Source organism: Streptomyces sp. NPDC054794 (assembly GCF_053611585.1).
This window is the reverse complement of sequence record NZ_JBSHAQ010000079.1, coordinates 1-19,639: the sequence shown is the minus strand read 5'-3', so window position 1 is coordinate 19,639 and position 19,639 is coordinate 1. Positions and strand designations below refer to the sequence as shown.

Below are 19,639 nucleotides of genomic sequence, written 5' to 3'. Positions count from 1 at the left end.
GGGACGGTACGCCCGTGACCGTCCTTCGGCCCGGCGCCGTCCCGGCGGCGCGGCGGCCCGGTGTGCCGGCTCCGTGCCGCCGGTCAGTGGTCGGTCCGCCGCCCCAGGAAGATCGGGTTCGTGAGGGCCGCCGGCACCCCCGGGCCCGGCCCCGCCGCCGTCTCGTGGCGCAGTTCCGCGCGTACGTACGCCGCGTACGCCGGTGTCGTACGCCACTCGACCACTCCCGTGCCGGTCACCGGCAGCGGGTCCCCGGTCAGGAGGGTGCCCTGATCCGTCACGAGGCGGACCGCGCAGCGCGGGGCGCCGGAGACCTCCAGTCGGACCGTCACCGGTGTGTCCGGGTCCGTCTCCAGGCGGCCGCCGATGTCCGCCGTTCGGCCGTCGTCCGCTCTCGCCGTGAACGCCAGCTCCACCTTCCTCGACTCGGCCACGTACGAGCGGCCGGCCCGGATGCCGTCGAGGATCGCCTCTTTGGTCAGGTCGTCGGCGAGGACGACCGTCTGGGGGAGGCCGACGACGTCCGGGTCTCGGTGGGCGTCGCTGTTGCCCATCGCCGGGAGCCAGGGCGCCCGGGCCGCCGCGCGCACGGCGGCCACCAGCCGCGCGTCCCACGCGGCCAGCGCCACCTCGTCGTCGGGGGTGAACGGCCCGTTCCACACCTCCACCGCGTCCGCCTCCGCGAAGCCGAACCGCCAGCCGCAGCCGACACAGGTGGCGTACGGGTGCGCGGGGACGACCAGTCCGCCGGCCCGGTGGATCTGCCGGGCGAAGCGGCCGAAGCGGTTCTCGCGTGCCCGGTAGCGCCAGTCGACGAAGGTGCCGGGGTCGGTGCCGAGGGCCAGCACGTGGCCGTTCCTGGTCGTGACCTCCTCGCCCAGCAGGATCAGCAGGTCCTCGCCCGCGGCGGCGGCCCAGTGCGCGTGCGAGGCGTGCGTGTTGTGCTCCGAGGTGTTGAGGAAGTCCAGGCCCGCCGCCCGCGCCAGCGCCGCGATCGCGTCCGGGGTGCGGCGGCCGTCGGAGTGCCAGGAGTGCAGGTGGCAGTCGCCCCGGTACCAGGCGCGGCCCCGGCCCCGCGCCCGGTCGGGCGGGTACACCGGGGCGGGGGTCTCGCCCGGCTCCCCGTACGTCAGGGTGATCGTCAGCTCGTACGAGACGCCCCGCGGCGCCACCGTGTAGGGGCCGAGGGCGATGTGCCAGGTGCCTTCTTGCGGCGGGCCGGGGAGGTAGCCCGGGGTCGCCTCGTCGGCGCGCAGGAAGAACTGCGTGCGGGCGCCGCCCGACCAGCCCCGGAAGCCGCGGCCGCCGAGTTCGGTGCCGTGCTGGTCGAAGATGCCGATGTCGAGCGCGTTGCCCGGGGTGCCGGCCGGGACGGACGGCCTGTCGTAGGCGTACGAGATCCTGATCTCCCGTACGCCGGAGGGGATTTCGACGGGGACGTACACGAAGTCGGGGGCGCCGGGCGGCAGGGTGCCGCGCACCGTCCGGGTCTCCTGCCGCGGCCCGTCCCGCGGGCCCTGTCCGTGCTCCGCCGCGAAGCTCACGCCTCCAACGTAGGCGCGCGGGGCGGGGGCCGACAGGGGGCGGCGATTTGTGCCGACTGGTCGGTATGGACAGTTGTGGCCGACGCGGGTACACCTGGGTCATGCGTATCGCCGTCACGATCTTCCTCTCCGACGAGACCATCGCCCCCGTCCGGCTCGCGCGTGAGCTGGAGGAACGCGGATTCGCCGGGCTGTATCTGCCCGAGCACACCCACATCCCGGTCGAGCGGACGACTCCGTACCCGGCCGGCGGCGAGCTGCCGCGCGAGTATGGCCGTACCCTCGACCCCTTCGTCGCGCTGGGACAGGCGGCGGCGGTCACCGAGCGGCTGGGCCTCGGCACCGGCATCACGCTCGTCGCCCAGCACGACCCGATCGCCCTCGCCAAGCAGATCGCGACCCTGGACCACCTCTCCGGCGGACGGTTCACCCTCGGCCTCGGCTTCGGCTGGAACGTCGAGGAGGCCGCCGACCACGGCGTGGACTGGCGCACCCGGCGCGAACTCGTCCGCGACCGCATGGCCCTCATGCGGGCCCTGTGGGCGGACGAACCCGCCGCCTACGAGGGGGAGTTCGGGAGCGTGCGGGCCAGCCACGCGTATCCCAAGCCCGCACAGAAGCCCAGGGGACCGGTCGTCGGCCCCCGCACCCTGGTCGGCGGGGCCGCCGGGCCCAAGCTGTTCGCGCACATCGCGGAGTACGCCGACGGGTGGCTGCCGATCGGCGGGCATGGGCTGTCCGAGTCGCTGCCCGTGCTGCGCTCCGTGTGGGCGGACGCGGGGCGCGACGCGGCCGCCCTCCAGGTGGTGCCGTACGCCGTCCAGCCCTCGCCCGGCAAGCTCGCCCACTACACGGAGCTCGGCATCGAGGAGGTCGTGGTGCAACTGCCGCCCGCCGGCGAGGCCGAGGTGCTGCGCGTGCTCGACCGGTACGCCCCTCATCTGCCCGGCGGATCCAGTGACATCGTGTAACGAACGGCGGCCGCGGGCGAATGCGGCGGCATCTCTTTGTCCTGATCAGCCCGAACGTATGCTCAAAGAATGACGACTTCCGCGACCTCCGGAACCGGCCCGACCGAGAACTCCATGCGTCGCGCCCTCAAACGCGCCCGGGACGGCGTCGCCCTCGACGTGTCCGAGGCGGCGGTGCTGCTCCAGGCGCGCGGCGAGGCCCTCGATGACCTCACCGCGTCGGCCGCCCGGGTGCGGGACGCGGGCCTGGAGGCGGCCGGCCGACCCGGTGTCATCACGTACTCGAAGAGCGTCTTCATCCCCCTCACCCGGCTGTGCCGGGACAAGTGCCACTACTGCACCTTCGTCACCGTCCCCGGCAAGCTGCGCCGTGCCGGGCACGGGATGTTCATGTCCCCGGACGAGGTCCTCGACATCGCCCGCAAGGGCGCGGCCCTCGGCTGCAAGGAAGCCCTCATCACCCTCGGCGACAAGCCCGAGGACCGCTGGCCCGAGGCCCGCGAATGGCTCGACGCGCACGGCTACGACGACACCATCGCCTACGTCCGCGCCATCTCCGTACGGATCCTGGAGGAGACGGGACTCCTGCCCCATCTCAACCCGGGCGTCATGTCCTGGACGGACTTCCAGCGGCTCAAGCCCGTGGCCCCGTCCATGGGCATGATGCTGGAGACGACGGCGACCCGCCTGTGGTCGGAGCCCGGCGGCCCGCACCACGGCTCCCCGGACAAGGAACCCGCCGTCCGCCTGCGCGTGCTGGAGGACGCGGGCCGCTCCTCCGTCCCCTTCACCTCGGGGCTCCTGATCGGCATCGGCGAGACGTACGAGGAGCGCGCCGAGTCGCTGTTCGCGCTGCGCAAGGTGTCGCGGGCCTACCACGGCATCCAGGAGCTGATCATCCAGAACTTCCGCGCCAAGCCGGACACGGCGATGCGCGGCATGCCGGACGCCGAGCTCGACGAGCTGGTCGCCACGGTGGCGGTGGCCCGGCACATCATGGGACCGGCCGCCTGTCTGCAGGCCCCGCCGAACCTCGTCGACGCCGAGTACGAGCGGCTCATCGGCGCCGGCATCGACGACTGGGGCGGCGTCTCCCCGCTCACGATCGACCACGTCAACCCCGAGCGCCCCTGGCCGCAGATCGAGGAACTCACCGCACGCTCCCGCGCGGCCGGCTTCGAACTGCGCGAACGCCTGTGCGTGTACCCGGAGTTCGTCACCCGCGGCGAGCCCTGGCTGGACCCGCGGCTGCGCCCGCACGTCGCCGCGCTCGCCGACCCGGAGACCGGTCTGGCCCGGCCGGACGCGGTCGTCGAGGGTCACCCCTGGCAGGAGCCGGAGGAGGTGTTCGTCGCCGCGGGCCGCACCGACCTGCACCGCACCATCGACACCGAGGGCCGCACCGCCGACCGGCGCGACGACTTCGACGAGGTGTACGGCGACTGGGGCGCCCTGCGGGAGGCGGCCGCCCCCGGCCTCGCGCCGCAGCGGATCGACACGGACGTCCGCGCGGCCCTGGCGACCGCGGCGGACGACCCGACGAAGCTTAACGACGACGAGGCGCTGGCCCTGTTCCACGCGGACGGCCCGGCGCTGGACGCGCTGACGCGGATCGCGGACGACGTGCGCCGGGCGGCCGTCGGCGACTACGTGACGTACATCGTCACCCGCAACATCAACTTCACCAACGTCTGCTACACCGGCTGCCGCTTCTGCGCGTTCGCGCAGCGGCGCACGGACGCCGACGCGTACACCCTCTCCCTGGAGCAGGTCGCGGACCGGGCCGAGCAGGCCTGGGAGGTGGGCGCGGTCGAGGTGTGCATGCAGGGCGGCATCCACCCGGACCTGCCGGGCACGGCCTACTTCGACATCGCCCGGGCGGTCAAGGAGCGGGTCCCCGGCATGCATGTGCACGCCTTCTCGCCGATGGAGGTGGTCAACGGCGCGACCCGCACCGGCATGTCCGTCCGCGAGTGGCTGACGGCGGCCAAGGAGGCGGGCCTCGACTCCATCCCCGGCACGGCGGCGGAGATCCTCGACGACGAGGTCCGCTGGGTGCTGACCAAGGGCAAGCTGCCGACGGCCACCTGGATCGAGGTGATCACGACGGCGCACGAGCTGGGCATCCGCTCGTCCTCGACGATGATGTACGGCCACGTGGACCAGCCCCGCCACTGGCTCGGGCATCTGCGCACCCTCGCCGGCATCCAGCAGCGCACCGGCGGCTTCACCGAGTTCGTGACGCTTCCCTTCATCCACACGAACGCCCCCGTCTACCTGGCGGGCATCGCGCGCCCGGGCCCGACGACCCGGGACAACCGGGCGGTGACGGCGATGGCCCGGCTGCTCCTGCACCCGTACATCCCCAATATCCAGACAAGCTGGGTGAAGCTGGGCACGGAGGGTGCGGCGGAGATGCTCCGCTCCGGCGCGAACGACCTGGGCGGCACGCTCATGGAGGAGACGATCTCCCGCATGGCGGGCTCGTCCTACGGCTCGTACAAGTCGGTCAAGGACCTGATCGCGGTCGCCGAGGCGGCGGGCCGCCCGGCCCGGCCCCGCACCACGCTGTACGGCGAGGTCTCGGAGGAGCGGCAGCGGGCGGCGGCGGCCTCGGACGGCCACCTGCCGGAGCTGCTGCCGGTCCTGGACTGAGGGGCGGGGGCAGAGGGGTCGGGACGGAGGGCCTGGGGCAGAGGGGGCGTCGAAGGGGGCCGGTACGATGATCCGACACCCGTGCGATGGGGACCCATAGCTGAGGAGATGCGTGCCCGTGCCTGCCCGACTGCCCTCGTGGGTTTGGGTCACCGGCCTGACGGCGGGGGCGACCGTGGCCGTCGTCGCGCTCGCCCTCCAGGCCGACAAGGGGCCGCACCCGACGGCCGCGGCCGTCCGGCCGAGCGCCTCCGCGTCCGCGGGCGCGCACGGATCCGCCCACGCGAAGCCCAAGACGAAGCCGAAGACGCCCGCCGCCCCCGCGGTGCCGGACGCCTCGGGCACGGGCCGCCGTGTCGTCTACTCGCTCGGGCAGAAGCGGGTGTGGCTGGTCGACGCGAGCGACAAGGCCACCCGCTCCTTCACCGTGTGGCCGGGATCGGTGAGCCCCGACCCCGGCACCTTCACGATCTCCAAGACCCTGGCGTCCACCACCGGCTCCGACGGCGTCCAGATCGAGCACATCCTGTACTTCGCCGCGAAGTCGGGCCTGTCGGTCGCCTTCTCCAACGCGGTCGACGGCTCGTCCCCGCCGCCCCCCGCGGACGGCAAGCAGACCGCCGGCATCCGCATGCACAAGGAGGACGGCACGGCGCTGTGGACCTTCGGCACGGAGCCGAACACCAAGGTCACGGTCGTCAATTAGCCGACTTCTCGGACTTCTCGGGCAGCTGCACCACGATCAGGCCGATCCCGGCGAGCACGAGGACGCGGGTCGCCGCGTCCAGCCCGTTCCAGGTCTTCGACTGCCACATCGAGAACCACTCCCCGCCGATCGCGATGAACCCGGCGCCGAAGAGAAGCATGATCATCAGCAGCCCGTAGGTGGAGAGCTGCCGGGCTCGGTCCTGCTCGCGCCGCGCCCAGAACCAGGTCCCGGCGATCAGCACGAGCGCCGCGACCGTCTCCCACACGATGATGCCGACGTACGCGGCGTCCTGAAGCCCCTTGCTCGTGATCGCCCGCCACATCAGATCGTCGTCCTTGAACGTGGTGTCCATGGCGAGAACATGCTGAACGAATTGCTGATTGGTCCCGAAGTCCGTGATGTTCCCCAGGGCGACGAGGGATATGTACAGGGCGACGGTGGCGGTGAGCAGGGCCGCGGAGAGGCGAAGGGCGCGTGAGGTGGGAGTGGCCATAGAAGTGATCTTTCCAAGCCCGACCCGCCGCGTGCCGCTCGGATTGAGCCAGAATGACGGGGCGTTGGCTCCGGAGGAGGGGACGGACGGATGGCGCAGGCGCGGCCGTCGATGCAGGAACTGATCGGCAGGCGCAGGAGGGCCGGTTTCGTGGGGCGCGGGGCCGAACGGGCCGCGTTCCGGGCGAACTTCGGCATCCCGCCCGAGGACGAGCGGCATCGGTTCCTCTTTCATGTGCACGGCAACGCGGGCGTCGGAAAGACCTTTCTGGTCCGGGAGTTGGAGCAGATAGCCAGGGAACTCGGCGCGCTGACCGTGTATGTCGACGAGGGCGCCGGCAGCGTGCCGGAGACGATGACCGTGATCGGCCGCCAACTCGCGGCGCAGGGTCACCGGTTGAAGGAACTGGACCGGATGCTGGCCGCGCACCGCGAGCGCCGGCACGAGGCGGAGGCGGCCGCCGCCGCCGTACCGGAACCGGACGAGCCGTCGGCGGGCAGCCTGGCGCTGGCCCGGGCCGGCCTCGTGGGCCTCGGCCTCGTCCCGGTGGCCGGCGCCTTCGCGCCGGCGCTGGACGCGGACCGCATCGCCCAGGGCGCGGACCGGCTGCGCGCCGGGCTCAGCGCGCGCTTTCGCAATCAGGAGGACGTACAGCTGGTGCTGTCCCCGGAGCGGGTGCTGACGCCCGTGCTGCTGGGCGAGTTGACCGCCGTCGCGTCGGCGGTCCCGTGGCTGGTCCTGTTCTTCGACACCTACGAACGCAGCGGGCCGTTCCTCGACGGCTGGCTGCACGAGGTGATGACCACCGACCGGTACGGGGTCCTGCCCGCCAACGTCGTCGTGGTGACCTCCGGCCAGCGCCCCTTCGACACCGCCCGCTGGGGCGGCTTCGCGGACTTCATGACCGACGTGCCGCTCGGCGCGTTCACGGAGGCGGAGGCGCGGGGACTGCTGGCGGACCGGGGGGTGCGGGACGAGCCGGTGGTCGCCGAGGTGCTGCGGCTGACGGGCGGACTGCCGGTGCTCGTCTCCACCCTCGCCCAGGCCCGGCCCGCCGGTCCGGACGACGTGGGCGATCCGAGCGCGGACGCCGTGGAGCGGTTCCTGAAGTGGGAGCCGGATCCGGTACGGCGCAGGGTCGCCCTGGCCTGCGCGCTGCCCCGGCGGCTGGACGGGGACGTGTTCCGGGCGGTGGTGGACTGTGAGGAGACCGAGCTCGACTCGCTGTACGGGTGGTTGAGAGGGCTGCCGTTCGTCGACGGGCGCGGCGAGCGGCTGCGGTACCACGATGTCGTACGGGCGCCGATGCTGCGGCTGCAGCGGACACGGTCGCCGCGGGGGTGGGCCGAGCGGCACGGACGGCTCGCGGAGGTGTTCGGGCGCTGGCGGGAAGAGGCCGAGGTCGGGCTGGGCCTCCTGCGCCGGTGGGCGGACACCGAGTGGCGGGAGTTGCGGCTCGCGGAGTCGTACCACTCCTTGTGCGCGGCGCCCCGGGCCGCACTGCCCGCGATCCTGGCCGATGTCGTCCACGCCTGCGGGCAGGGCGACGAGGTGGCGCTGCGCTGGGCGCGGGTCCTGGTCGAGGCGGGTGAGGACACGGACGCGGAGGCCGTGCGGACCTGGGGGAGCGGGCTGGCGGACATGCTCGCGGGGAGCGGGCCGGCCGAGGCGCTCCGGCTGCTGCTGGATCGCGCGCGGGGCGACGAGCCGTGGCGCGCGGAAGCGATGGCACTGCGGGGTGACACCTTCGCGCGGGACGGCGACCACGAGCGGGCGCTGGAGGAGTACGACCGTGCCCTCGCCCTCGACCCGGACCTGGTGCGGGCCCATCGCGCGAAGGCCGCGACCCGGGGCGGGCTGGGTGACTACGAGGCCGCGGTCGCCGGTCTCGACCGGGTGGTCGCGCTGGAGCCGGACAACCCGAACAACGTCATCCTGCGCGGTGAGTACCACCGCCTCCTGCGCCACCACGACGAGGCGCTCCGGGACCTGACCGAAGGTATCCGCCGTGACCCCGCCAGCGAGTTCGCCCGGGCCTCGCGCGGCGCCGCCCACGAGCGCGCTGGCGATCTCGGCGCGGCCCTGGCGGACCTCGACCGCGCGCTCGAACTCAAACCGGACTACGCCTGGGCGCTCGGCCGCCGGGCCCGGGTCTGGCGCGGCCTCGGCGACCACGACCGGCAGTTGGCCGACCTCGACCGCGCCCTCGTCCTGTGGCCCGACTGGGGCTGGGGCCACTGCGAACGCGGTGACGCCCTGCGGGTGGCCGGCCGGAACGAGGAGGCCCTCGCCGACTACGATCGCGCGCTCGCCATCGACCCCGAGTACGCGTCGGCCTACGCGAGCAGGGGCGCCGCCCTGTCCAACCTCGGCCGCCATGAGGAAGCGCTGGCCGACCTGGACCGGGCCCTGGAGCTCAATCCGTCGTACCCCTGGGCACTGAGCCAGCGCGCCACGACCGTGGCCAGGCTCAACGCTCCGCGGTGAAGGCCACGAACTCGGTCCACGAGGCGTCCGTGAACGTGAGCCGGGCGCCGTGCCTGTCCTTGGAGTCGCGGACGTGGATGGTGGGGGCGGCGGGGGCTATGGCGACCTCGACGCAATCGGGGCCGTCGTTGCTGCTGTAGCTGCTCTTGAACCAGTCCAGGGTCGCGGGGGTCATGTCTCTTCTCCCAGCACTTTCTCGATGAAGGCCTGTGACTCCCGAGGCGCGAGAGCCTGCGCCCGGATCATTCCATAGCGCATTTCCAGGATCTGTACCTCTCGCGGATCGCTGATTACACGACTGTGCAACTGCGCCTCCGAGTGCCCCAAGGTCTTCCCGTCCCGGAGCTTCAGTAGCCGGATCGGCCCGCCCATGCCCGCGTGGTCCTCCCGGTCCGTCGGCATGATTTGGATCTCGACGTGCCTCAACGTGCTGATCTCCAACAGGTGCTCGAGCTGTTGCCGCAGAATCATTCTGCCCCCGACGGGCCTTCGCAGCGTCACCTCTTCCTGGACGAAGGTGAGGAGCGGCGCGGGCACGCGATCGAAGACGCGCTGCCGTGCCATGCGTGCCGCGACGTGCCGCTCGATCTCGTCCTCCGGGTACGCGGGCCGCCGCATCGCGTACAAGGCCCGAGCGTATTGGGGAGTTTGCAGCAGGCCGTGCATGTTGTGGCTGGCGTAGGCGCCCAGTTCGACGGCATCGTCCTCCAACTTTGTCAGATCCCGAACCTTCTTCGGATACCGAGCCTTCTCCACGTCCTCCTTCATCGCGGCGAGTTTCCCGCCCGCCCCGAGCGCCTCATCGGCCTTGTCCAGGAAGTCGGGCCGGGGAATCCTCCGCCCGCGCTCCACCGACGAGACCATCTCCTCGCCGTAGCCGATGGCCGCTCCGAGTTCCGCCTGCCGCAGGCCGGCGGCCTCCCGCCACACCTTCACCTGCCGTCCGACCGTCTTGAGTACGGCCTCGGCCTCCTCGTCCTCCACGCTTCCCTCCCGACGTACGAGCCGTACGATCACGCGGACGACCCGGACAGTGACGCTACGTACCGGCGTCATCGCTGTTCAGGGTAGGGACGGATGGCCACTCTGGGTTACATGAACGAGAAAACCCGCCTCCGGATCCAGCTGTCGGCCACTCGAAGGGGTGCTCGGCTCGCCCGCCTGCTCACGGAGCGCCAACTGGACGAGTGGGGAGTGCCGTTCGAGGAGGCCGCTCAGGTGGTGGCGGAGTTGGCGTCCAACGCCGTGCTCCATGGACGCGTCAGCGGAAGGGACTTCCGGCTCGGGCTGAAGCTGCACGACGACGGCACCCTCCGTATCGAGGTGACCGATGCCCGGGGTGACCGGATCCCGCGAATCCAGGATCCGGCGGCGCAGGACGCGGAAAGCGGGCGGGGGTTACGGATCGTGGCGGCGTACGCGGACCGCTGGGGCGTGGACGAGACACCCGCGCACGGCAAGACGGTGTGGGCCGAACTCGTACCGGGTCGCGGCGCGGCGTGATCCGGTGGTTCCCGACGTCAAAGACCAAAGAACCGGGGAAAGAACCGAACCCACCCCTACCGTCCCCGTCGATCACCCGCCGGAGTGAATATGCCCAACGCAACTGGCGCGGCGGGGCAGTTGTGGTGCAGCGTCAGCCGTGACAAGGCCGCACATGCATCGGCCCCCGCTGGGACTGGCATCCCGGTGCGAGGGCCTGATCACCTAGGAAGAGCAGCTTCCCGATGACTGACAAGAAGCGTAACGCGCCCAAGCGCGCGAAGTCCGGCAATGCCGAGCATTCCCACTCCGGTGTCATCCACGTCAACGAGCCGCATCACGACAACTTCACCGTGGTCGGGAACCACTTGGCGCAGCACCCGGAGCTGTCGCTGACGGCGATCGGCCTGGCGATCCACATCCAGTCGCTGCCCGCCGGAACGCCCATCGGGATCAAGGCGCTGGCGGCCAAGTTCCCCGAGGGCGAGATCCGCATCGCCGCCGCCCTGCGGGAGCTGGAGGAACACGGGTACCTCACGCGCGCCAGGGAGCGTCTTCAATCGGGGCGAGTGACGACCCGGACGACCTCCTGCAACGTCACTTGGTACGGCTGACACCGGACTCACCCGCTGACCGACTACCCGGTCACCACCGGCCGCACCTTGGTGAGCATCAGGTTCAGGAACTGGTCCGGATGCCGGAAGGACGCGAAGTGGGCGGCTTCTCGGATCAGAGCGAAGTCCTTGACCGGGGCGGTGACTTCGGCGACGAAGCGGCGGGCCGGCTCCGGCGGGGTGAGGACGTCGCTGTCGCCCTGGAAGACGAAGAAGGGCAGCCGGAAGGCGGTGCCCTCGGCGTACTCGTCGACGGTCATGGCCTGCGGGCCGAGCTGCTCGGAAAAGTTCATGCCCTTCAGGTAGGAGCGCAGCCCGCGCAGGGTGTGCAGGGGTGAGAACCACAGGGAGCGCACGACGACGGTCTTCATGGTGTCGAAGGTCAGGGGATCGGTGGTGACCACGATCTTGGAGTGCTTCGCCCACTGGTGGGCGGTCCAGGCGGACGGGTCCGGTCCCATCTCCCTGACGGCGGCCAGCTCCTTGCGCTTGCCGGCCTTCTCCAGACGGGCCAGCAGAGCCTGGTGCGCCGAGTCGTCGCGGCCGCCCTCGTTGATGTTCTGGTCGGTGCCGACATAGGCGGAGTACAGCTCGGGGTGGTTGCGGGCGAGGCGCAGGCCGGTGATCGTGCCGAAGGAGTTGGCGACGAGGAGGAGCTTGTCGACGCCGAGGCGGGCGCGGACGTACGCCGTCACTTCCAGGGCGTCGCGATAGAGGCGGTCGAGGGTCATCTCGCCCTGGTCGCCGTTGATGAACGTCTTGCCCGCCCCGCGCATGTCCCAGCGCACGATCGTGAAGTGCCGTTCCCAGGCCCGCGTGCGCGGAATGAAGATCAGGTTGGAGGCGCCGGGGCCGCCGTGGACCTCCAGGATCACCGGGTTGGCGAGGTCGTCTCCGCGGATGGAGATCCACTGGTCGATGCCGCCGATCCGGACGTAGCCGAACTCGTCGATGCCGTTCGGGGCGGTGATGCGCAGCTTCTTCGCGAGGGACCTGCGCTTGAGGGCGCGGTAGGTGAGCAGCATGAGTGTTCCCCCTAAACTGTTTATCTCGTCAGCAGTTGTGTTTACGGTATATACAGTTGGTGGGCGGAGTCAACGGGCTTCGCTGCGACCAAGGGGAGGAACCGCATGGCCGCCCGGAACAAGGAGCAGGACAAGCCGCGCGATCCGCGGGCGAGCCTCGCGCTGCTGTGGGGCGAGCAGGAGCAGCCCACCCGGGGGCCGAAGCCGAAGCTGTCTCCCCAGCGGATCGCCGCGGCCGCCGTGGAGCTGGCCGACGCGGAGGGACTGGACGCGGTCTCGATGGGCAAGGTCGCCGCCGAGTTCGGCGTCTCGGCGATGGCGCTCTACCGCTATGTGCCCGGCAAAGCCGAACTGGTCGAGCTGATGATCGAGTCGACGCTCGCCGAGGTCCCCGACCTCTCAGCCGCGGAGGGCGACTGGCGAGCTGGGACGCGGCAGTGGGCGCGCCGGTGCCTGGACCTCTACCGGGCCCACCCCTGGGCGCTTGCCGCCACCGCGATGCGCCGCCAGGTCATGGGTCCGCACCAGCTGGGCTGGCTGGACGCGGCGCACGCGGCCCTGGAGCCTACCGGCCTGCCGGCGGCCCAGCGGCACCAGGTCTTCGTCCTCGTCGTCGGCCTGGTGCGCAGCCTCGCCCAGCAGCTGGTCGACTTCGACGCGGACGAGGACCGGGAGTGGAGCCGCCTCACCGGTGAGCTGCTCGAACGTCACGCGGACCGGTTCCCGGCCCTGACCCGGGCCATCTCCGAGGGTGCTTTCGGCCCGGCGGGAATCGACCCCCTCGACTTCGGCCTCGACCGGATCCTGGACGGAGTCGAAGCGCTCATCGCTGTACGGGAATGACGGGGCAGGGGCGATTTGCCCCCGTGAACCGATCGTCCCCGGTCGATTACAGTGCTGAGCGTCGTACGTACGGACGGTGCCGTGAGGAGGTCTTGGTGACTGCGACATCCGGTGCCGTCTGGGGCCGCGCCGAACAGCAGGACTTCCGCAGCAGGGTGCGCGGCACGCTGCTCGGGGGCGCCGTCGGCGACGCGCTCGGTGCCCCGGTCGACGGGCTCACCATCGAGGAGATCCGGGCCGAGTACGGCGTGGAGGGCCTGGTCGACCTGACCTTCGGGTACGGCAGGCGCGGCGCCGTCACCCACCACACCCAGCTCACCCTCTTCACCGTGGACGGGCTGATACGCGCCCAGGTCCGCCGCGACACCGGCGCCTGGCACCCGCCGACCGATCTGCACCGGGCGTACCTGCGCTGGGCGGCCACCCAGCGGGACTGGGGACCGGACGAGCGCCGCAAGGACGACGGCTGGCTGGCCCGCGAGGAGTGGCTCTACGCCCGCCGTGATCCCTCGCGCGCGCTGCTGATCGGCTTCGGCGACGAGCACATGGGCACGCTGGAGGCGCCGAAGAGCCCCGGCGAGCTGGGCCCGGAGGCGGTCGCCCGCTCCGCCCCCTTCGGACTGCTGGTCGGCTGGGAGCCACAGCTGGTCGCGCAGCTGGCGGTGGAGTGCGCGGCGCAGACCCACGGTCACCCCGCGGCGTATCTGTCGGCGGGCGCGTACGCGGTGATCGTGCACGCGCTGGCCCGCGGCGAGAGCCTGGACGGCGCCGTGCAGCGCGCGCTCGCCCTGCTCGCCGCGCGCCCCGGCCACCAGCCCGTCTCGGACGCCCTCCAGTACGCGCTGGGCGCCGTGCGGCAGGGGATGCCGACCCCGGCGCGGGTCGAGGAGCTGGCGGGCGACGGAGCGGCGGACGGTCTGCTGGCCGCCGCCGTCTACTGCGCCCTGGTGGGGGAGGACGTACGGCACGGACTGTGTCTGGCGGTCAACCAGGCCGGCCCCTCCGGCGCCGCGGGCGCCCTCACCGGCGGGCTGCTCGGTGCCCTGCACGGAGAGACGGCCCTCCCGCCGGCCTGGCTGGCCGAACTGGAGGGCCGCCCCACGATCCTGGAACTGGCCGACGACTTCGCGATGGAGATGACCCAGGGACCGGCACTGCACGGTCCCGCGGGCTCGTCGCCGGGGTGGCTGGCGAAGTATCCGAGGGGGGCCTAGGCCTCGCCGGACGGGCGCTAGTCCTTCACGGCCGCGTCGAGGTCGCCGGTCGCCGTGGCCGGAGCCGGTACCGTGGCCGCCGCGCCGTCGTCGTCCGAGTTGACCCGCTCGATGATCGCCATGCGCTCCGGGGTGTCCTCCGGCTTGATGTAGCCGATCAGGATGTACAGGACCAGGGACACCGCCAGCGGTATGGACACCTGGTACTGGAGCGGGACGCCGCCGTCCACGTTCCAGTTGATCGGGTAGTTGACCAGCCAGAAGGCCAGCAGCCCCATCGACCAGCTGGTGAGCGCGGCAGTCGGCCCGGAGCGGCGGAACGGGCGCAGCAGGCCGAGCATCATCGGGATGGCGATCGGGCCCATCAGACCGGCGACCCACTTGATGACGACGGTGATGATGTCCTTGAACGTCGGCGAGTTGACCTGGGTGGCCACCGCCATGGACAGGCCGAGGAAGACGACGGTCGTCACCCGGGCCGCGATCAGGCCCGACCGCTCGTTCCAGGCCCGCGCCCGCGCCGACAGCACGGGCGCCACGTCCCGGGTGAAGACGGCGGCGATCGCGTTGGCGTCGGAGGAGCACATGGCCATGGTGTGCGAGAAGAAGCCGACGATGACCAGGCCCAACAGGCCGTGCGGCAGCAGCTGTTCGGTCATCAGGCCGTAGGAGTCGGAGCCGTCCGGCTTCTGGGCGTGCACCAGGAGCGGGGACATCCACATCGGGAAGAACAGGACCACCGGCCAGATCAGCCACAGCGCCGCCGACAGCCGCGCCGACCGGGTCGCCTCCCGGGGGCTGCCCGTCGCCATGTAGCGCTGGGCCTGGTTGAGCATGCCGCCGTTGTACTCGAAGAGCTTGATGAGGAGGAACGCGAGCAGGAAGACCGTGCCGTACGGCCCGACCAGCGGCTTGTCGTGACCGTGCAGGGCCGGCTCGTCCCAGGCGTCGGAGAAGCCGATGCCCTTGTCGTTCAGCTTCAGCACGACCGCGACGAACATGGCGATGCCGGCCACGAACTGGATGGCGAACTGGCCGAGTTCGGTCAGCGCGTCCGCCCACAGGCCGCCGATCGTGCAGTACACGGCCGTGATCGCGCCGGTGATGAGGATGCCCTGGTTCAGGGAGGCGCCGGTGAACACCGACAGCAGCGTCGCGATCGCGGCCCACTTCGCGCCCACGTCCACGATCTTCAGCAGCATGCCGGACCAGGCCAGCGCCTGTTGCGTGGACAGGTTGTAGCGGTTCTTCAGGTATTCCAGCGGGGAGGCCACATGGAGCCGGGAGCGCAGCCGGTTGATGCGGGGCGCGAACAGCTTCGAGCCGATGGCGATGCCGAGCGCGATGGGGAAGGACCAGGTGATGAAGGAGGTGACGCCGTAGGTGTAGGCGATGCCCGCGTACCCGGTGAACATCACGGCGCTGTAGCCCGACATGTGGTGCGAGATGCCGGACAGCCACCAGGGCATCTTGCCGCCGGCCGTGAAGAAGTCGGAGACGTTGTCCACGCGCTTGTGCGACCAGACGCCGATCGCGACCATCACTCCGAAGTAGCCGATGAGCACGGCCCAGTCGAGACCGTTCATGTGTCCCCTTCCAGGGTTCGCAGCCAGGGTCAGGCATGTGAACTCTGGTTTCGAACGTGGACACACGGCAAGGAAGCGGAAGGTCAAGAGCAAGTAAAGATGTTCGTCGTGGTGACCTTCGTTCAGAGCTGTGAACGGTCTCGGAAGGGTGGAACCGCCTCAGCGCATCAGCTCACCGGCGTTGACCAGCAACGACTGCCCCGTGATGGACTTCGCCCGGTCCGAGGCCAGGAACGCCACCGCATCGGCGACGTCCCCGTCCGTCGCCAGCTCCGGCAGCGCCATCCGGTCCGTCAGGCGCTTCAGCACCTCGGCCTCCGGCACGCTTTCCGTGTGCGCGGTGAACTGGACGTACGCCTGCACCGGCGGCCCCCACATCCAGCCCGGCAGAACCGTGTTGACCCGGATCCGGTGCGGTCCGAGCTCCCGGGCCAGTGAGTACATCGCGCTGGTCAGCGCCCCCTTCGAGGCGGCGTACGCGGCCTGCGCGACCTGCGAGGGCGCCGCGACCGCCGACTGCGTGCCGATGAACACCACCGACCCGCCCCCGCCCGACTTCAGCGCCGGCAGGCATGCTCGCGTCATCCGCAGCGTGCCCAGCAGGTTCACGTCGATGACCGACTGCCAGGTCGCGAAGTCCGCGTCCTCGACCCCGCCGAAGTAGGAGTCCCAGGCGGCCACGTGCACCACGGCGTCGACCCCGCCGAACCGCTCCCGGGCCAGCGCCGCCAGCGCCTCGCACTGTCCCTCGTCGGTGATGTCGGTCGCCCGGTACGCCGTGCGCGTCCCGTCCGGATCGATCTCGGCCGCGCTCTTGGCCAGGTTCGCCTCGGTGCGCGCCCCGAGCACCGCGTTCCCGCCGTCCCCCACGACGGCCGCGGCGACCTGATGACCCAGCCCGGCGCCGACCCCGGACACGACGACGGTCTTTCCCGTGAGCAGCGACATGGGAGCCTCCCGAACCCTGGCGCTTTATCTGACGGAGCGTCAGAGTATGGGCGACCGCAGGAAAGGGGAACCGCATGAGCGACGACACCCGCAGCGAGCTGTACGCCGAGCTCGCCGCCGTGGGCCCGTACCGAGTCCCGTTCGGCCACGCCCTGATCACCATGGTCGAGCCCCACCCGGGACACGAGTACGCCTACAACCGCTGGTACGAGGACGACCACTACTACGCCGGCGCCATGGCCATGCCCTGGATGTACGCCGGCCGCCGCTGGGTCGCCACCCGCGACCTGCAGCTCCTGCGCTACCCCGAGAAGTCCGCGATAGCCCAGCCGGTCACCGCCGGCTGCTACATCTCCACGTACTGGATCACCGACGGCCGCTACGCCGACCACATGAGGTGGACCGTCGGCATCAACAAGCGCCTCAACCGCGACGCCCGCGTCTACCAGGACCGCACCCACGTCTTCACGGCCTTCCAGGACCACGAGGCGACGGTCTACCGGGACGGCGCCGCCGGCCCCCGGGACTTCCACGCCCTCGACCACCCCTACGCCGGGCTCGTCGTCGAGGTCGTCGACGCCGAGTCGGCCGGGCAGCGCGCCGAACTGCTGGAGTGGCTGCGCGCCCGCCACCTCCCGAAGCGGCTGGCGGGCTCCCCGGCGGCCCTGGTGACCGTCTTCCGGCCGACACCCCTGCCCGGCGACCGGATGACGTACGTCAAGCAGGTCGAGGGCGTCGACACCCGCCTGACCCTGCTGTGGTTCCTGGAGACCGACCCGCGGGAGTGCTGGGAGTGCTGCTTCACGGGCCTCGACGAGCAGGTGAGCGAGTCCGGGCTCGGCCGCGTGGAGCTGGTGGCTCCGTTCGTCCCGACGGTGCCGGGCACCGACACCTACGTGGACAGGCTCCGCTGACCCCGTGCGCTCACGGAGTCTTGAGTTCGTCCGGGCACGGCGTGCCCCGGGGCAGCTGATACGGCGCCGCGAGCCGGTAGGTCCCCGCCTTCGGCGCCAGCAGTACGGTCCACCGGTCGCCCTTGGAGTCCTCCTCCGTCTGCATCAGACAGCCGTTGACGTTGTCGTACGTCTTCGGCGTGCCCTCGGAACGGTGCTTGGAGGCCCAGGTCTCCTGGGGCGCCTTGAGGCTCTTGCCGTGCCCGTCGACGATGCTCAGCCACGGCGAGTACGGGATCCGGATGAGGATCCGGCCCGCCTGGTGGACCTCGATGGTCAGCTCGCCCTGCTCGGCGCGGTCGACGATCGCGTTCGGCTCGGCGAGCGGCGCCGGGTCGGTCACCTTGAACAGCTGCCAGTTGGCGTCGCCCCAGATCTGCTTCAGGTACGGCATCCCGCGCTGCACCAGGGCCCGCTCGCGCTCGCCGCCGTCGCCGTCCGGGTCGTCCTTGGGCAGGACGACGAAGTGGACCGCCCAGCGCTGGAGCCACTCGTGGTAGTTCGCCGAGTTGAGCGTGTCGTCGTAGAAGAGCGGGTTGCGTTCCATGTCTGCCTGGCGGTTCCAGCCCCGGGCCAGGTTGACGTACGGCGCGAGGGCGGAGGCCTCGCGGTGGGAGCGGGCCGGGACCACCTCGACGCGGCCCTTCGCGGCGCCGACCTCCTGCAGCTCGTTGACGAGCGGGGCGAGCTCGCGCGCCCAGGACGCGGTCGGGGTCGTGTGCACGATGTCGTCGACCGACTTGAAGCCGATCCAGAAGGCGGAGCCGAGGAATGCCAGCACGATCAGGTACCACTTGCCCGAGCGCGGCACCGCGAACGGCAGTGCGGCGATCAGCGCCACCCCCGCGAACAGCATCGGCAGCCGCGAGATGTTCGACCCGATCTGCGAGTTCACCAGCCAGACCAGCACCACCCCGAGGCTGAAGACCGCGGCGGTCAGCCGGACGGTCTTCCACTCCTTCGGGACCAGGAAGAGACACAGCAGCCCGTACAGCAGCGGCAGGATGACCGAGAAGATCGTCATCGGCTGGGTGCCGGAGAACGGGAACAGCCACGCCGACACGGCGACGACCGCCGCCGGCGCGAGCCCCAGCGCCCAGGCGCCCGGCCGGCGCTTCTGCAGGAACAGCGCCACCGCGACCAGGCCCACGAACAGCCCCGCGACGGGCGAGCCCATGGTGGCGAGCGCCGCGAGCGGGGCCGCGACCAGGGCCTTCGCCCAGCGTTTGTGCCGCCAGCGGTACGGCCAGCAGAACACGGCCGCGACCGCGCCCAGCGCGAACACCGTGCCCAGCCCGAAGGTCACCCGGCCCGAGAGCGCGTTGCAGATCAGCGCGAAGACACCGGCCAGCGCGGCCCACAGCGGGTTCTTCACGACCCGGCTGCGGATGAGGATCATCGTCAGCAGGCCCGCCGACACGGTCCCCGCGATCATCATGGTCGTACGGACGCCGAGGACCGACATCAGATACGGCGAGACCACGCTGTACGACACCGGGTGCATACCGCCGTACCAGGCGAGGTTGTACGCCGAGTCGGGGTGCCGGCCGACGAACTCGGCCCAGGCGTCCTGCGCGGCGATGTCGCCGCCACTGTTGGCGAGTGTGAAGACCCAGATGATGTGCAGCACGCCGGACAGCAGGGTCATGGACAGGGCCGGGTGCAGCAGCATCCGCTGCCGGAGGGGCTCGACGGCGGCGCGGAGCCGGGCGCGGGTGCCGGTTGCTTCGGCGGAAGTCGCTTCGGCGGTGTTGGCCCGTGTGGCGGTCGGCGGGGCGGCGGGGCGGCCGTCCGGGTCAGCCGCGGGCAGGCCTATTCGCGGGCCGGATCCCGGGCCCGGATCGGCGTCGTCGGCGCGTGTCGGCTCCGCTGTGGCCACCTGAAGGCACTCCCCGTGTCCCGTCTTCTGTTCTCGGCCGGCTTCCCAAGTGTTCCCGGCCGGGTCCCGTCCAGTTCGCGGCCGTGTCCCGTGACCGACAACCTGCCCCGTTTCGTGACGCTAGCACGCACCCCGCCGCGGGGGCCCCCGGGGGGGGGGGCCGCGCGGGGGGGGGGGGGGGGGGCCGCTCGGAAGACCGGCCAAGAGGCCGGTCGGCAGGCCGATCTCGTGAGCCG

Annotated in this window: 17 protein-coding genes; 9 read left to right on the top strand and 8 right to left on the bottom strand. The window is 71.4% G+C overall.

The window, feature by feature from the left end:
- Positions 1 to 83: 83 nt before the first annotated feature.
- On the bottom strand, positions 84 to 1,580 hold the full coding sequence (locus ACWGKT_RS44695) for a CehA/McbA family metallohydrolase (RefSeq protein WP_453278229.1): 1,497 nt from the start codon (positions 1,578 to 1,580) through the stop codon (positions 84 to 86).
- A 65-nt stretch (positions 1,581 to 1,645) separates the two neighbouring features.
- Between ACWGKT_RS44695 and ACWGKT_RS44690 the strand changes: the two genes are divergently transcribed.
- The 3 genes from ACWGKT_RS44690 (at position 1,646) to ACWGKT_RS44680 (ending at position 5,876) form a co-directional block, all read left to right on the top strand.
- The gene (locus tag ACWGKT_RS44690; protein WP_453278218.1) at positions 1,646 to 2,515 is read left to right on the top strand and encodes an LLM class F420-dependent oxidoreductase; all 870 of its coding nucleotides are present in this window, start codon (positions 1,646 to 1,648) and stop codon (positions 2,513 to 2,515) included.
- A 69-nt stretch (positions 2,516 to 2,584) separates the two neighbouring features.
- Positions 2,585 to 5,170, top strand: a complete 2,586-nt coding sequence (locus ACWGKT_RS44685; RefSeq protein ID WP_453278217.1) for a bifunctional FO biosynthesis protein CofGH — start codon at positions 2,585 to 2,587, stop codon at positions 5,168 to 5,170.
- A 118-nt stretch (positions 5,171 to 5,288) separates the two neighbouring features.
- Positions 5,289 to 5,876 (top strand): hypothetical protein, encoded by a 588-nt coding sequence (locus ACWGKT_RS44680; protein ID WP_453278216.1) that lies wholly within the window; start codon positions 5,289 to 5,291, stop codon positions 5,874 to 5,876.
- Here the strand turns inward: ACWGKT_RS44680 and ACWGKT_RS44675 are convergent.
- Positions 5,869 to 6,372, bottom strand: a complete 504-nt coding sequence (locus tag ACWGKT_RS44675) for a DUF2165 domain-containing protein (RefSeq protein WP_453278215.1) — start codon at positions 6,370 to 6,372, stop codon at positions 5,869 to 5,871. The two genes, ACWGKT_RS44680 and ACWGKT_RS44675, sit on opposite strands and share 8 nt — an antisense overlap.
- 90 nt (positions 6,373 to 6,462) lie before the next feature.
- Between ACWGKT_RS44675 and ACWGKT_RS44670 the strand changes: the two genes are divergently transcribed.
- Positions 6,463 to 8,859: a tetratricopeptide repeat protein gene (locus ACWGKT_RS44670; protein ID WP_453278214.1), complete on the top strand. Its 2,397-nt coding sequence runs from the start codon at positions 6,463 to 6,465 to the stop codon at positions 8,857 to 8,859.
- On the opposite strand, the gene ACWGKT_RS44665 is transcribed toward ACWGKT_RS44670, so the two are convergent.
- Together ACWGKT_RS44665 and ACWGKT_RS44660 are read right to left on the bottom strand one after the other, a co-directional pair.
- The gene (locus ACWGKT_RS44665) at positions 8,843 to 9,034 is read right to left on the bottom strand and encodes a DUF397 domain-containing protein (RefSeq protein ID WP_453278213.1); all 192 of its coding nucleotides are present in this window, start codon (positions 9,032 to 9,034) and stop codon (positions 8,843 to 8,845) included. The two genes, ACWGKT_RS44670 and ACWGKT_RS44665, sit on opposite strands and share 17 nt — an antisense overlap.
- Entirely contained in the window at positions 9,031 to 9,843 is an 813-nt protein-coding gene (locus ACWGKT_RS44660) for a helix-turn-helix domain-containing protein (protein ID WP_453278228.1), read from the bottom strand. The genes ACWGKT_RS44665 and ACWGKT_RS44660 overlap by 4 nt, the downstream gene beginning before the upstream one ends.
- 111 nt (positions 9,844 to 9,954) lie before the next feature.
- On the opposite strand from ACWGKT_RS44660, the gene ACWGKT_RS44655 reads away from it, so the two are divergent.
- Together ACWGKT_RS44655 and ACWGKT_RS44650 are read left to right on the top strand one after the other, a co-directional pair.
- Positions 9,955 to 10,362 carry an ATP-binding protein gene (locus ACWGKT_RS44655; protein ID WP_453278212.1) on the top strand — a complete coding sequence of 136 codons (408 nt, stop codon included), beginning with the start codon at positions 9,955 to 9,957 and terminating at the stop codon, positions 10,360 to 10,362.
- 224 nt (positions 10,363 to 10,586) lie between these two features.
- Positions 10,587 to 10,955: a hypothetical protein gene (locus ACWGKT_RS44650; RefSeq protein ID WP_453278211.1), complete on the top strand. Its 369-nt coding sequence runs from the start codon at positions 10,587 to 10,589 to the stop codon at positions 10,953 to 10,955.
- Between the two features lie 23 nt (positions 10,956 to 10,978).
- Here ACWGKT_RS44650 and ACWGKT_RS44645 read toward each other — a convergent pair whose 3' ends face one another.
- Positions 10,979 to 11,980, bottom strand: coding sequence for an alpha/beta fold hydrolase (locus tag ACWGKT_RS44645; RefSeq protein WP_453278210.1), 1,002 nt, complete (start codon positions 11,978 to 11,980; stop codon positions 10,979 to 10,981).
- Between the two features lie 105 nt (positions 11,981 to 12,085).
- Between ACWGKT_RS44645 and ACWGKT_RS44640 the strand changes: the two genes are divergently transcribed.
- Positions 12,086 to 12,823 carry a TetR/AcrR family transcriptional regulator gene (locus tag ACWGKT_RS44640; RefSeq protein ID WP_453278209.1) on the top strand — a complete coding sequence of 246 codons (738 nt, stop codon included), beginning with the start codon at positions 12,086 to 12,088 and terminating at the stop codon, positions 12,821 to 12,823.
- A gap of 95 nt (positions 12,824 to 12,918) precedes the next feature.
- Positions 12,919 to 14,037 (top strand): ADP-ribosylglycohydrolase family protein, encoded by a 1,119-nt coding sequence (locus ACWGKT_RS44635; protein WP_453278208.1) that lies wholly within the window; start codon positions 12,919 to 12,921, stop codon positions 14,035 to 14,037.
- A gap of 17 nt (positions 14,038 to 14,054) precedes the next feature.
- On the opposite strand, the gene ACWGKT_RS44630 is transcribed toward ACWGKT_RS44635, so the two are convergent.
- Both ACWGKT_RS44630 and ACWGKT_RS44625 read right to left on the bottom strand, forming a co-directional pair.
- Positions 14,055 to 15,623, bottom strand: a complete 1,569-nt coding sequence (locus ACWGKT_RS44630) for a sodium:solute symporter family protein (protein ID WP_453278207.1) — start codon at positions 15,621 to 15,623, stop codon at positions 14,055 to 14,057.
- A gap of 159 nt (positions 15,624 to 15,782) precedes the next feature.
- Positions 15,783 to 16,571, bottom strand: a complete 789-nt coding sequence (locus tag ACWGKT_RS44625) for an SDR family oxidoreductase (protein ID WP_453278206.1) — start codon at positions 16,569 to 16,571, stop codon at positions 15,783 to 15,785.
- Positions 16,572 to 16,645: 74 nt separating this feature from the next.
- Between ACWGKT_RS44625 and ACWGKT_RS44620 the strand changes: the two genes are divergently transcribed.
- On the top strand, positions 16,646 to 17,485 hold the full coding sequence (locus tag ACWGKT_RS44620; RefSeq protein ID WP_453278205.1) for a hypothetical protein: 840 nt from the start codon (positions 16,646 to 16,648) through the stop codon (positions 17,483 to 17,485).
- A 10-nt stretch (positions 17,486 to 17,495) separates the two neighbouring features.
- Here ACWGKT_RS44620 and ACWGKT_RS44615 read toward each other — a convergent pair whose 3' ends face one another.
- A complete protein-coding gene (locus ACWGKT_RS44615; RefSeq protein ID WP_453278204.1) occupies positions 17,496 to 19,403 on the bottom strand; it encodes an MFS transporter in 1,908 nt (635 codons plus the stop codon).
- Positions 19,404 to 19,639: the final 236 nt, after the last annotated feature.